The organism is bacterium, from assembly GCA_030690305.1.
Taxonomy (GTDB): domain Bacteria; phylum Patescibacteriota; class Minisyncoccia; order Phycocordibacterales; family JAGLPS01; genus JBBUCK01.
Genome location: JAUYHB010000027.1, coordinates 98583 through 112408, shown reverse-complemented (window position 1 = coordinate 112408; position 13826 = coordinate 98583). Strand labels below are relative to the sequence as shown.

Annotated in this window: 8 protein-coding genes; 7 read left to right on the top strand and 1 reads right to left on the bottom strand. The window is 42.7% G+C overall.

Annotation, left to right across the window (positions count from 1 at the left end):
- Window positions 1–199 precede the first annotated feature (199 nt).
- Together Q8O71_03980 and Q8O71_03975 are read left to right on the top strand one after the other, a co-directional pair.
- Window positions 200–595 (top strand): hypothetical protein, encoded by a 396-nt coding sequence (locus tag Q8O71_03980; GenBank protein ID MDP2705519.1) that lies wholly within the window; start codon window positions 200–202, stop codon window positions 593–595.
- A 129-nt stretch (window positions 596–724) separates the two neighbouring features.
- Window positions 725–1339 (top strand): hypothetical protein, encoded by a 615-nt coding sequence (locus Q8O71_03975; protein ID MDP2705518.1) that lies wholly within the window; start codon window positions 725–727, stop codon window positions 1337–1339.
- Window positions 1340–2723: 1384 nt separating this feature from the next.
- Here the strand turns inward: Q8O71_03975 and Q8O71_03970 are convergent.
- Window positions 2724–3221 carry a hypothetical protein gene (locus Q8O71_03970; protein MDP2705517.1) on the bottom strand — a complete coding sequence of 166 codons (498 nt, stop codon included), beginning with the start codon at window positions 3219–3221 and terminating at the stop codon, window positions 2724–2726.
- Between the two features lie 351 nt (window positions 3222–3572).
- Here Q8O71_03970 and Q8O71_03965 point away from each other — a divergent pair, with 351 nt between their 5' ends.
- The 5 genes from Q8O71_03965 to Q8O71_03945 all read left to right on the top strand — a co-directional run bounded on the left by Q8O71_03965 (window position 3573) and on the right by Q8O71_03945 (window position 13784).
- Entirely contained in the window at window positions 3573–4202 is a 630-nt protein-coding gene (locus tag Q8O71_03965) for a hypothetical protein (protein ID MDP2705516.1), read from the top strand.
- Window positions 4203–4222: 20 nt separating this feature from the next.
- Window positions 4223–7297: a type IV secretion system DNA-binding domain-containing protein gene (locus tag Q8O71_03960; protein MDP2705515.1), complete on the top strand. Its 3075-nt coding sequence runs from the start codon at window positions 4223–4225 to the stop codon at window positions 7295–7297.
- Between the two features lie 10 nt (window positions 7298–7307).
- On the top strand, window positions 7308–9254 hold the full coding sequence (locus Q8O71_03955) for a recombinase family protein (protein MDP2705514.1): 1947 nt from the start codon (window positions 7308–7310) through the stop codon (window positions 9252–9254).
- A 69-nt stretch (window positions 9255–9323) separates the two neighbouring features.
- Entirely contained in the window at window positions 9324–13175 is a 3852-nt protein-coding gene (locus Q8O71_03950; GenBank protein ID MDP2705513.1) for a hypothetical protein, read from the top strand.
- A 129-nt stretch (window positions 13176–13304) separates the two neighbouring features.
- The gene (locus tag Q8O71_03945) at window positions 13305–13784 is read left to right on the top strand and encodes a hypothetical protein (protein ID MDP2705512.1); all 480 of its coding nucleotides are present in this window, start codon (window positions 13305–13307) and stop codon (window positions 13782–13784) included.
- Window positions 13785–13826: the final 42 nt, after the last annotated feature.

Below are 13826 nucleotides of genomic sequence, written 5' to 3'. Positions count from 1 at the left end.
TTCCGGAGGCTTGCAGGACAGAGGCGTTTCGCCCAACATCTCATTCCGCAGGGGATAAGACCAAAGCGAAAGTTGCCTTTTACAAAATAAAATTTAGCCTATTTTAGAACTTACCGCACTTAGCATTATCTTCGCTCTTTCAAATATAACCAATACTCAAATTCCCGACTCGTTCAACACTATCGTTCCCGATTCTCCTGTGGCAGGGGTGGAAACCTCCGCCGTTACTCAGGTGAAAAAGGAAGAGAAGGAACAGTTGGAGAAGGCTACGAACGTTGAACTCTATGTGCGCCATTACTTTGTCGACACACCCGTGATGACCAAGATTGCGTACTGTGAGTCTCGATTTCGTCAGTATGATAAGGGCGGTAAAATTCTTCGTGGAGAAGTGAACCGTGCCGATGTCGGGGTGATGCAGATTAACGAATATTATCACCTTGAACGCTCAAAAAAATTGGGATTGGACATTTATACGCTTGATGGCAACCTCGCCTATGCCCGCGACCTCTATGAGAGAGAAGGGGCACGCCCGTGGATGTCATCCTCTCCATGTTGGGCAAAGTTTACCCTCGCGGATGAGATAGCGAAGAACTAATCTAAACAAAAAACCCCTACTGGAAACGGCGGGGTTTTTTGTTGCAATTTCCCTGGGCCCGTGTTTGAATGTGCCCTAGTCAAAGTTCCATGACAATAACCAAATACTAACGGGCACAAAGGAGGGCGAATGTTTACCATCATTACCAAAAATAATGTAGGAAGCATAGCAACAAAGCTTATTTTCAAAAGAGGATACATCCTCATCGCCGAACCGGGTACGGGATGTCCTGGCGACATATGTATTAAACTGTTTCGTCACCCGAAAATCTTGGGTGATTCTTCGGTACTGTCAGGAAACCTTATGAAAGACAGGGGGTATCTCCTGCGCGTCATTCCCACCCCCTCGGAAGATAGGGCTTTCAACCACTGCCGTAGTTTGTTCTCGGTTTTAACCGTGGGATTTTATCAGTTCAAAATCCACTATGACGGCATTTCAAACACAGGTGTTCTTTCAAACAGGTCGGAAGGGGTAAGTCTCTATGTCCCTTCATACTCCGGGCTCGGAAAAGCATTTTCTTTTGGATTGCAGTATGTCGTCAATCGACTGCATTATTCCGAAAAGGGAAAGGGGCAGTCTCTTCCGCTCGTGACTAAAGGCAACATTGAAGAAATGGTTGCATATGCCCTTGATGACCTGAGGACGGGAAAGGTGTTTCAGGAAAATATCAGTGCGGGCCAGGAAGCGGATAGTCACTATGAAAAGTCGATGCAGGAAAGGTTTCTGAATTCTCTTCGTTCTTAAGTTTTAACCGCTACGTTTATAAATTAACGTAGCGGTTTTTTTGTACAGACAATTCCCCGGTATCCTTGTCGGGGGAGGGGGAAGGTGGCGGGAAATACACATTTGTTTTTATACTCCCTCTTCTTTCTCTCAAAAATTTTAAAAACTTCTGAAATTTTTTCTTCAGAAAAAGAAATTATTATTAATTTTTTATTTTTCGCGCATATCGTCGGATTTGAGAAATGGCGGATGAACTTCAGGGGAAGTGCTTGACAGTAGCCCCGAATGTGACAACTGTGGATAACTCTGGTACGTCGCACAATAAGACTTTAGAGACGTTAAAAATTTTCCAAACCCAGCTGAATTTAGATCAGTTGGGCTTTTGTGCATGGAAGCCTACAGAGGAGAGAAACAAGGGAACCCACTTATTATCAATTTAAACCCCAGCTCTCATCTGTAGACTCCCTTGCATAAGAAGAGGGGGAAAGGTCGAGATTAATAACCAACCGCTTTACTTCTATGCCGGATGAAGAATTTGAAATTGTTTCGTTAGAGGAGAAGTCGTTTGGCACGGAAAGTAAAGACGATGAACTAGAGATCATCGAATTCTAGGTCGCTGCCATTGCGTGCGGCCGAAAGGCCGGCGAAGAAGTTATTCTTTGCATTTACCGGCAGGCAATGGCAAGGGGGCTGGAATGATCAAACTATAGATAGAAGCCTCCATCTGTGTTTTTCGGACAAATACACTGCAGAGTTATATCAGTGAGCCGGAGAGATTTTGAGAGTTAGGCGTTTGCAATGTGACAAATAGCGGGATGTTTTATTCCTCGCAGAGGGGCACATTGAAAATAGGTACAGCCTATTTTTCCACAAGTCGCAAACCTTTCTCTTGGTATCTGGCTCAATGACGAACCATATTGAATAGTGGATAATTGGACGCGCCAAAAAATGCGTTGAAAATTTCCCCTTGGAGAACCCCTTGGGTTTTCTTCCCCTTCGTAAATGCTACTGCATTTACGAAGGGGACACAATTCTTTAATCTCTTAAAAATTTATCTAAACATAAATGGGGACTCTATATGGCTGGATTTTATTTTCTAAGAACGATCCTCCTCGTGGTATTGACAAATTTTTGATAGTATGCTTTGATTAAGAAAGGATTTTGTGTTCTTGGGAAGGCCCTCCTCTTTGGCAGAAAAAAGCTGCACATGCAATCACGCATGTGGGCTGTAACTGCCAAAGAGGAGGAGTGTAATGGAATTACCCTTGATAGTGAAGATAATTTGTGGCGTCTTTATCGTATTTGAAATTGGATCGGGCATTTATATGCTTTACACAGGTCAAAACTACTACGATTAAGTAGCCGAAATTTTAAAAATAACTGCTTCATAGTAAGCAGTTATTTTTTATTGCTCGTTGCTCGTGTGCCGCATAGTAGAAACCCAAAATTGTATTACTGCCGAAAAAATAAGACATGCTAGGCCAATGGAATATAGAAGAAATTGGTCAAAAAAGATGTTAAAAATTTGAAGTATGCCCGCAGCAGCTGTTTTGGGAAAAAATATACGTTTTAGCATTTTAGGGTGTGCCGGAACGTGACCATCTTTAGTTAGTCGTCTTAGTTGCTGCCAATTATATACAAATACTACCCAAAAAAATCCAGCCAGCGCTATACTTGAGATCCTCCAAATTTGTTTCTCTGATCCATGCCAATAAAAAATAAAAACAGGGAGAAGAGAAAAACAAAATAGTCCAAGTGTATGCTGCAAAATCAGTTTTACAGCAGCGATTTCAATAAGTGTCCATGGTTTTTCAGATTTCCTGAATACAGTAATCAGCCCACTAAACCCAGCAAACGCTATTCCAACCTGAGCAAGTGTTAACAAAAAACCCTCTTCCTTCATTTTTGTCCTCCTTGGAAAACTATAGGGATATGTGCTAACAAGATAAATATTGAAGACCAACTTAAATATAATTATACAGGAAAGGGAAGTGGTTTTGAATCAATTTTTAGTACGAAATTTTAGATGTAAAACGATAATCAAATAGACGTGTCACTGCAATGTTGGTATGCCTGAGCTATTCTTAAAACTTTGCCAACTAAGAGGCATGAAACTTTATTAAGTATGGGGGATGCACCCGTCCAATCATTTTTTATAACTCATTAGCTTAGAAATGGTATAATAAATTTTTAAATTGTTATCATTTCAAAAAAGGGGCTTATAATCCAACGGGCTGAGAAAATAGATGTAATTTTGAGTTGGCATCACCTTATAGAAAATTTCAATACTTCCCCTCAAGAATTTTACGATCTCCTCGAAAAAGCCATTGCCCGGCGTCAAATACCCAACTTGGAAATATCACGTGTTGAATGGAAAGAAGGGGGACTGCTTTCCAGTAATCGTGAGTATCTGCGTTTAAGCCGGGAGCGGCTTATCGGCTACATATGCGCCGCACCGTTCGGGACTGGCTTCTTCTTTTCATCGAGATTGGGGGACATATCGTCGCGTCTTACTCCTCTTCAAATGCTTGTCCTGCTTGTCATCGTGGTTCTTTTCTTCAATGTGTTTATTTCATCGTTAGGATTCTTCTGGGGATCGGTGGTTCTTGCCGGAGTAATCGGCTCGCTTGTCTGGTTTTCGAGAAGCATGGCGAGCAAAGGATTGACGGACTTTGATGCTATCGTCCTCAAAATTCTTCTCCTTGGTGCCGTCTACTATTATTTTTTTAGGCCCGTTACTTTTTTTCGCTATGACGCCATAAATAGCTACGCCGATGCCGTTCATTCAGCAGTGTTGGAAGTCATAGACGAAGTGACGAAAGCTAAGGGAATCAGACTTACCGAAGATCAACGCAAACCGATTATGAAGTCCCTGTGGAAATGATTCATTGAAGGAATTGTTGCATGGCATTGGCAGAAGATATATACGAATCGCAAATCGTCAAAGCCACCCGCCGGTTTTACGAATGGGAATATGGGGGCAGAGGAATACAATCTTTTGATTTTCATGTTCTTCCTGAGCCTCCGTTCGTATCGTTTCCCGGATATTACTCAACCCAACCCTCCATCGATGACGGACGCAGGAAGACTTTTTTAAGTAGCGTGACAGATCAAGTGTTTGGTCTGCTTGTCTCGCGAAGAAAGAATACGGCGAGCGATGCTCCCGAAGAGGCGGAACCGCTTGATATCGAATCCAACAGGGCGTCATATACTTTGCCTCATGAGATTCAGATAACCCTGCCCGCCGCATCCCAAGTTTCCAAAGAAGTCTTTGAACAATTTTTGTTGAGCCTGTCGTATTGCGCGCACCCGCTTGTTTTCGAAATCATCGGTTTGTCCGATTCGATCACGGTTCAAATCGTCGTTTCGGATGGTGATCTGGGTCAGGTAAGGGCCCAGCTCTCCGCGCATTTCCCGGAAGCCTCCATGTCTATCCGTTCCGATTTCTTTAGAAATTCATGGAGAGGCGTCAAAGGCGATGGAGAGACTGCCATAGTTGATTTCGGACTTGCTCAGGAGTTCATGTTGCCGCTTGCAACTTCACGTAAGTTAGACCCCGATCCATTTATCGGAATCATGGGAGCATTGTCGGAGATGCGGGATGGAGAAGCCGCTGTATTTCAGGTGATTTTCGAGCCGGTTTGCGCGCCGTGGGCTGAAAGCATTTTGCAAGCAGTCATCTGTCCCGACGGCACGCCATTCTTTATGAACGCCCCGGATTTTGCCGCTCAAGCCAAGACAAAAGTCGAAAAGCCTTTATACGCCGCAGTTGTGCGCATTGCCGCGCGAAGCACGCGAATGGATAGGTCAAGAGAGATCGTGAAGGCGCTTGCGGGAAGTCTGTCGGTCTTTTCAAATCCCACCGGCAACGAATTGATTCCGCTTGAAGACGATGAACGGTATAGTTTAGAAGACCGCGAGAATGATTTGATCGCAAGGAAATCGAGAAGAAGCGGCATGATTCTCAATAGTGATGAACTAATTTCCATTGTCCATCTGCCCTCGGATTCAGTGAAAACGGAAAAACTTAACCGGAGGGCAAAGAAGACCAAAGCCGCGCCCAAGACGGCGTTAAACCATAACTTGGTTCTCGGGGAAAACGTTCATCTCGGCGAGACTCGAATGGTTACCTTAAACTCGAACCAAAGAGTGCGTCATACGCATGTAATCGGCGCGAGTGGTACCGGCAAGAGCACGTTGCTGCTTAATCTCATTTTGCAGGATATCCGCAATGGGGAAGGAATTGCCGTTCTTGATCCGCATGGTGACTTAGTGAACACCATATTGGAACACATTCCGGAAGAACGCTTCGAGGACGTCATCGTCCTCGACCCATCGGATGAAGAATACGCAATCGGCTTTAACATTTTGTCCGCGCATTCCGAGCTCGAGAAGAATTTGCTTGCCTCCGATCTCGTCGCCGTTTTCCGCAGGCTTTCGACAGCATGGGGAGACCAGATGACATCCGTATTCTCGAATGCGGTGATCGCATTTCTCGAAAGCACACGCGGCGGCACATTAGCCGATTTGCGCAGGTTTCTCATCGAGCCGTCCTTCAGAACGGAATTTTTGAAAACAGTCACCGACCCCGAGGTTGTCTATTATTGGACCCGTGCTTATCCGCTTTTGTCCGGAAGACCCCAAGCCCCGATTATTACCCGGCTTGACGCTTTTCTTCGTCCGAAGCCTATCCGCAATATGGTTTCCCAAAAAGAAAACCGTCTCAACTTTGCTGAAATCATGAACGGCGGAAAGATTCTTCTCGCCAGACTTTCGCAGGGAGCCATCGGAGAGGAGAACGCCTATCTTTTCGGCAGTCTGCTCGTTTCCAAATTTCATCAGCTCGTCATGGGGAGACAAGAAACAAGAGAAGAAGACCGGCGGGACTTCTGGCTGTATATCGATGAATTCCAAAATTTCTCCACGCCTTCTATGGCATCTATTCTCTCCGGCGCCCGAAAATATCGTTTAGGGCTGACGCTTGCGCATCAGGAATTACGGCAGTTGGAAGCGCGCGACCCGGATGTCGCGAGCGCGGTGCTTGCGAACGCGTGTACCCGCATTTGTTTTCGTTTGGGAGACCAAGACGCGAGAAAACTGGAGAACGGTTTTTCTTTTTTCAAGTCGGATGACATGCAGAGCTTGGGAATCGGAGAGGCTGTCTGCCGAATCGAGCGGGCCGACTTTGATTTCAATCTGACGACTGCACTTCTCCCGAGGGTTGACAAGACGATTGCCGAGGAGAAGCGGCGGCGAATCATCGCTCTTTCGAGAGAGAAATACGGCATTCGACGAGAGAACTTGCCAATTGAACCGAGAATGGAATTTGAAGTTGAAAAGCCGTCAATTGTTCAACCGAAGAAGGAAGAAGTCAGAGTTCTAAAAGAAGACATTCCGTCTGCAAGAGAATCCGCGCCGATCCATGCGATTGCCGAGAGAAAGAGATCTCCCATACCAGTTCAGCCGGGGAGAGGAGGCAGGGAGCATAAGTACCTTCAGTTTCTCATAAAAAAACAGGCGGATGATTTGGGGTATCTTTCCGTGATCGAGAAATCCATTCTCGACGGCAAAGGAAGCGTCGATGTCGCGCTTCAAAAAGGGGAGTGTTCCATCGCCTGCCAGATTTGCGTAACGACGCCGGTGGATCAGGAGGCGGCCAACGTTAAAAAGTGTTTGTCCGCAGGATTCCAATATGTTACGGTAATATCCGCTGATCCCAGAAAACTCGAACAGTTAAGAAATGCTATCGCGTTGGAAGTTACCGAAGAGGATAGAGAGCGGGTGTGTTTCTTTTCTCCCGAACAACTCTTACCCTTCATGCAGGAAATCGCGATGAAATCAATGAGCACCGAAAAGACGGTGAAGGGATATAAATTAAAGACAAATTATCGCCCGACTGACAGCGCAGAAATCCGCGAGCAGGCGATTGTGAGGGTCGTTGCCAATTCTTTAAAGAAACTCAAAGAGCTGAAGAAGTGAGGAGGGCGCCATGCCTAAGAATGTACATGAGGGAAATGGATTAAAAAAGCAAGTCGGCATATGGATCAGAGTATCGACCGAAGATCAGGCAAAAGGAGAGAGCCCAGAGCACCATGAAAAGCGAGCCAGCTATTACGCCGAATCGAAGGGGTGGGACGTAAAAACAGTGTATCATCTTGAAGCCGTGAGCGGGAAGACCGTCTTCAATCATCCAGAAACTCAGAGAATGTTAAGCGACGTTCGCAAGGGAACGATCACCGGCCTTATTTTTTCCAAACTCGCTCGGCTTGCACGGAACACCAAAGAACTTTTGGAATTCGCCGAAATCTTTAGAGAGTGCAATGCTGACTTGATCAGCTTGCAAGAATCAATCGATACAAGCAGTCCCGCCGGACGCCTCCTGTATACCATGATTAGTGCGCTTGCCCAATGGGAACGAGATGAAATTGCGGAACGCGTCGCTGCCTCCGTGCCCATCAGGGCAAAATTGGGGAAACCCTTGGGGGGAGCGGCGCCTTTTGGCTATCAGTGGAAGGACAAGAAACTTATCCCAGCTCCGAACGAGGTGCCGATTCGAAAACAGATGTACGAGCTTTTCTTGGAACACAGGCGAAAGAAGGTTGTTGCGCGTCTTTTGAACGAAGCCGGTTATCGAACGAGGAACAATTCAAAATTCTCGGACACGACCGTTGACCGGCTCTTGAGAGACTCCACTGCTAAAGGACTGCACCGCGCCAATTACAGTAAAACGCTTGATAGAAAGAGGCATTGGGAAGTAAAGCCGGAGAAAGACTGGGTTTTCACGGAAGTCGAGCCCATCATTTCTCCCGAACTGTGGCAGCGATGCAATCACATTCTTGAGGAACAGGGAAAGTCACGAAAACGGGTATCGAGAACGGCCGTACAGTTGTTTGCCGGATATGCGGTCTGCGCCTGCAAGGGTCAGATGTACGTCCTTTCCAATTACCCCAACAAATACGTATGCCGCAAGTGCCGAAACAAAATCACTATTTCCGACCTTGAGGAAATCTACCTTGAGGAACTGAAAGGGTTCTTCATGTCCCCTGAGGATATAGAGAAGTACCTTCACGGGGCGGAAGACACCATCAAGGACAAAGCGGAACTGATGCAGGCCTTGGAGAGGGAGTATCAGAAGATTAAAAAGGAAATGGATGAAACATATGACCTGTATATGGCCAAACAGATCACCAAGGAAGGGTTCGGCAAGCGCTACTTACCCTTGGAGGAGAAAGAAAAGCAACTGGAAGATGAGATGCCGCGCGTTCAGGCCGAAATCGACTTCTTGAAGATTAACTACCTCTCATCGGATGAAATCCTTGCTGAGGGAAAGGGGTTGTACGGGAACTGGTCCCGGCTTGAATTTGCGGAGAAACGCAAGATTATAGAGAACATTACGGAAAGCATTGTCATTGGGAAGGATGAAGTGGAAGTCAACCTCTTTTATTTGCCCTCCACTAAGAAAGTGGCCAAAGAGCTTCAGAACCACATCCTTGCGTTGCCTTTTTGCCATATCAGGCGTACCGCCCAAAAGCCGCCTGATCCGGCCTATCCCAAGAGCCTTACCACCATCGGAGACCATGTTAAGAAGCGCAGGTTAGACCTTGGGCTGTTCCAGAAACAGGCGGCCGCACAAATTGGCGCCGATGAAATGACCATCTGCCACTGGGAACTAGGGCTTACCGAACCCGAAATCCGCTTTATTCCCAAGATCATTGAATTCTTAGGCTACAATCCATTGCCAGAGGCCCAGACACTCACAGAGCAAATCATACATTGTCGGAAGACCCTAGGCCTGTCCCAAGCACAACTGGCGAGGCGTTTAGGCGTTGATCCGGGGACGTTGGCAAGGTGGGAAACAGGTAACCGAGGGCTGGGGGAAAAGCATTTAGGCGTAATCCAGCGATGGCTTGAAAGTTTTGGTGTCAAAATGGTGTGAAGTGCGTTAAAATAACCTTAATTTCAAGAAAGACTAATAGGCAAAGAAAATTAAAATGAGAGTAATTTAATGGTAGATCTGGGAAAAATAACTAACGAAAAAGATTTTCAAAGATTGGTTAATCACTTATTCGCAATTGAATGTAACTCGCCAGCTTTTATTCCTTCGAGTCCTTACATTGGTTTTGATAACGGCTGGGATGGTTATTATGAAGGGTTTTACCCTAGCGAGAATTTAGAGGGTTTATTTTCCATTCAATCAAAATGGACGCAAAAGAATTTTAGTGAAGCAGAGGGTCATTTAAAGTCGGAAATTAGTAAGGAAATCGACAAGGCAATTAAAAACAAGGTTGAGCACCTTCGCATTGCTACCACTGCAGAATTAAGGGTTGACCAAGTCAAGGCTTTGGAAAATTTAAAACCCAAGGAAATAAAATCACTACATGTTTGGCATAGAGAAAATCTAAAAATTAGAATTGAGCGACAGCCCTTTCTTAGAAATTCTTATTTCGGTGATCCACAGCATCCGTTATTAGTCCCCGCCAGTCTATATTTTGATGATTTAGAGAAGCAGTTAATTGATGTCCCTGCCCATGAGATCACTGCATTTAAATCTTATATAGAAGAATTTCAAAAGTTTATGGCTTCAGATAAGCACCAATTATTTGTTGTTCACGCACCCGGCGGCTTTGGCAAATCGCATTTGCTGCGAGAAATAGCAACTTTGGCATATGAGTATGACCCCACTCGGCAGCCATGGATGCTTAAAACGGGTTATCGATCTTTTGAAGCTGCCATACAAGAAGAAATTGACCCTAAACAGAAATACTTATTAATTCTTGACGATGCAGACCGTGATTTAAATACTTTAAATCCTCTTTTGGCCTTTTTAACTAAAAGCGGTGTGGATATCAAAGTTGTGCTTAGCTTAAGGACATCTGGAATTTATATTTTGCAAGATAGAATACAAGAGTTTAGGGCGAGCGGGTTTACCACTGTTCTGAAAATTAATGAGTGGCCTAAGGATGATTTATTGAAACTGCTTCGTGCCTGTGCAAATAAAGATAGAGTTAACGATGAGGAAATCATTGTGCATGACTTTCCTAATCCATACTTTATTGTTCTTATCGGAAAGCGTATTAGGGGGGATGGGATTAAAGACTTTTCTAAAATTAAAGCTGAAATAATTGAAGATATTATTGTTGATGCAAAGAAGTCACTTGCTGATGTTTTTCAAGACGGCGCGGATGAACTTCTTTTAAATCTAGCATGTATTGTGCCTTTTAATAAGGATAATCAGGGAACGATTGACGAAATAGCTAAACAGTTAAATAAAAGTAGTGATCTTATAAAAAAGGCCATTGATCGGCTGGTTCAGTCTAATATATTACGGCAAGTCGGCCGCGCAATTCGATTTTCACCTGACATGCGAGGCGATGTTTACTTATTGTATAAGCTAGAACAGTTAAGTAAGGAGTACTTGAAAAACCTAGTTTTGCAATGGATGCCTCTGTTTTCGAAAAATATCTTTGTTAATTTGGGAGCCACATTTAAATATGGTCAAGCTAACATTATTTCAGCTATGTTAGAGGAATTTATAAACGAGTGGATCGACAAGGCTAAAGATACTTCGGGGACTGAAAGAAGAGAAAGACTGGAATGGTTAAAAAATGTTGTCGAATTTATACCCAAAGGTTGTCTTGATTTAATAAATACATATTTTGACTTTCCCCCTCCCCAAGAAACTAGCTTCCTTTATCCCGATGATTATCGCGTTGTATTGCTTTCTACAGATGATTATGGCCCGGCCATTGATGGTTTAATCAGAAGCCACAAATACCGAAATGAAATTTTATGCTTAATTGAAAGATTATATTCATTAGAAATGAAGGGAACATATGACAACTATAAACCGTTAACTTTAATTAAAGATTGCGTTTCTCCTTTAAGAAATGATGTTGATTCTATTGTTGAGATGCTGAATCTAATGGAGAAGTGGTTGGATGAGCCGAATAAAAATAGAGCGGACATGGTCAAATCAGCATTGTCAGAAGTTCTAGCAGCAACCCACGAATATAGCCGCTCTTATTTGGATAAAATGGAATTTGGTGAAAGACCTCTGCCCAATAATCCTAAAGTATTACAAATGAGAGATGCAGCAATGGCGTTATTAGATAAATTGCTTACACATGCCAATATTGAGTACCAGCTTTGCGCAATTGACGTTGTAAGCGACATTGGCAAAACGAGGATGGGCCATGTCTCACCTTCTCAGCTACCTTTAGCCGAAAGATTTGTTCAAGAAAAAATTAAAATTATTGATGACATTGGCCGCTTGATTCATCCTAATACAGATTTTCGTCTGTTGAGCGACATAGAGGATTTGTTCTTGCACTGGTGGGCCCAAGATGCTCCGGGAATAGAAAAGATTACTGAGTTATTAAAAAGTATTCCTCGAAGTCCTGAATACGAGCTTTTTCGATATTTTTCCTCTCGGTTAGATATTGTCCAGAGTTTTGAAGAAGTTTCAAAGGATGCTCCCCAAGCTAATAAATGGCCGTGGTTAGTTGAGAATGTAATGTCAAAAAAATGGTATTTGAAATCACATGATTTTTCAAGGCCTGTCCAACAATTAAATCAGGAATATAGCTCTGCCGAGTTGATAGCAAAATTTGTAAATCGTTTTGCCAAGAAGATTGAACCTTTAAATTCACATCTATATCCCATTTTTATTTATTGTTGGGTTGAGTTGAATTCAGACGCTTTTAGAGAAATTCGGGATAACACTACATTATGGCAATTAATACCCGATTATTTCAAAATGGAAATTGACGGTGCATTAACGAACCTTGATCCTAATCATCTGCAACGGTTAGCTAACGAGATACTGTCAGATATTAATAAGGCGACAGATGAGCGAATCAGCACATTGTTACATTTGATTACAATAAAGCAACCAAGAGAACGATCGGATTGGTCAAGAAAACTCATTGGGTGCGGTAATGACAAAATAATAAGCAAAGTAGTGCGAAACCTTTATTTCGTTTTCAAGGAAAATAAGAATGTTGATGACTTGATGGGATTATTATTATTGGCGTTAAATGAAATTAAAAATATCGATAATCAGTTTGTTGACAACGTTTCATTTCTTACCCACTCACTAAAGGATGATTTTAAGAAGCACAAAGATATCAACAAGTTAGTCAAAGCCCTCTACGATTTAATAAAAGATAGGCCTGAGCTGGAATGGCACGATCAGGAAATTGTGGAATTTTGTATTGGAAATGTGGATGAATTAATTGCTTTCATTGATTATCGCCTTAAGGAATCTAAGACGCATAACAAACGAGCCGAATTCGAGGCGATACCTTATGATGGAATAAAACATTTGAGCGGATCAATTCAATCCTACGAGGATTATAGGAAATTTCTTTCCCAATCTCTGGAATGGCATAATATTTATTCTGAAGGAGTGGAATATTATGACGTTCAGAAAATACTAAAGCCAATTTTATTCGCCCGTAACAATAAAACAAATCAGCTTTATATAACAGAATATATTAATGAACTGGTTCAAAAGAAGCAAATTAACGAGATATTGATTTGTGCTCAATACCTCCCACTAAACGGTGAAACTGTTGATTTATTCTTAAGAATCTCTGAAGAAGGAATCAAGAGTGATAATTTAAAGACAATTCGTTCTTTGTTATTTTCGAAAACATATCCTGAGGGTGGATGGTCTTCTTCTGGTGGTCAAGCTCCACCAGCCCTTTTGGAAAAAAAGCGAATTTACGAAGAGATGCAGAAAAAAACTTCTCTGGGAGCTCTAAGTAATTTATTGAAAAGATGCGCGGACAGTGTTGAACAATCAATAAAGGAACATTTAGATGTTAATAAGGAATTTTTAGCAAGCAGGGGTTAATAAAGTTAAGGGGAAATTTTGGGCAGAGAAATACGAAATGATATTATTAAATGTCTATCAGAACGAGGTCCCAACTGGGTTCGAGAAGGGATAATTCTCCGCGATCTGTCAATTCATAGTGCGGATGAAGTGAAACAATACCTTAAGCAGTTGGTTGGCGAGAAAAAAATAGTTGAAACTGTGCATCGCATAGAAGAGACAGATATTATTGTTACAACATACGCTCTTAAATCATATGCCGATAGTCCGATAAATTCTAATATAGAGATTAACGGGGTTAAAGTGCCGCGCTTAATGGATCGGGATTTAGCTAGGGCTGAAGATACAAATGTTTTGGCAGAGGAGCTACTGAAATATAGCAAGGTTTTAGATTCAAAGATTGATAAAGCAGCCAATAAATACATGCGCAAGCATGCAGCAAATATAATAGCTCTTTTTAGTTTATTTCTTGCTTTAATTTCATTTATCACATTTTCTTTTAAAGTAATCACGATAAACCCTGAAATAAGCAAATCCGAATTTTTGATATACAACATTTTTCAAATACTGCCACCTGCAATTGTTTTGTTTGTCTTTGCATTTTTACTAATATTTTTTCTAAAAGAGTGAATTAGAGTTATAAAATTCAAATAAAGAAGAATCGACGGACAT

What these genes read in the sequence shown, in the direction of transcription:
- Q8O71_03970 (MDP2705517.1), bottom strand. Translation starts at nt 3,221, where the DNA reads ATGAAGGAAGAGGGTTTTTTGTTAACACTTGCTCAGGTTGGAATAGCG.
- Q8O71_03950 (MDP2705513.1), top strand. Translation starts at nt 9,324, where the DNA reads ATGGTAGATCTGGGAAAAATAACTAACGAAAAAGATTTTCAAAGATTG.
- Q8O71_03975 (MDP2705518.1), top strand. Translation starts at nt 725, where the DNA reads ATGTTTACCATCATTACCAAAAATAATGTAGGAAGCATAGCAACAAAG.
- Q8O71_03960 (MDP2705515.1), top strand. Translation starts at nt 4,223, where the DNA reads ATGGCATTGGCAGAAGATATATACGAATCGCAAATCGTCAAAGCCACC.
- Q8O71_03955 (MDP2705514.1), top strand. Translation starts at nt 7,308, where the DNA reads ATGCCTAAGAATGTACATGAGGGAAATGGATTAAAAAAGCAAGTCGGC.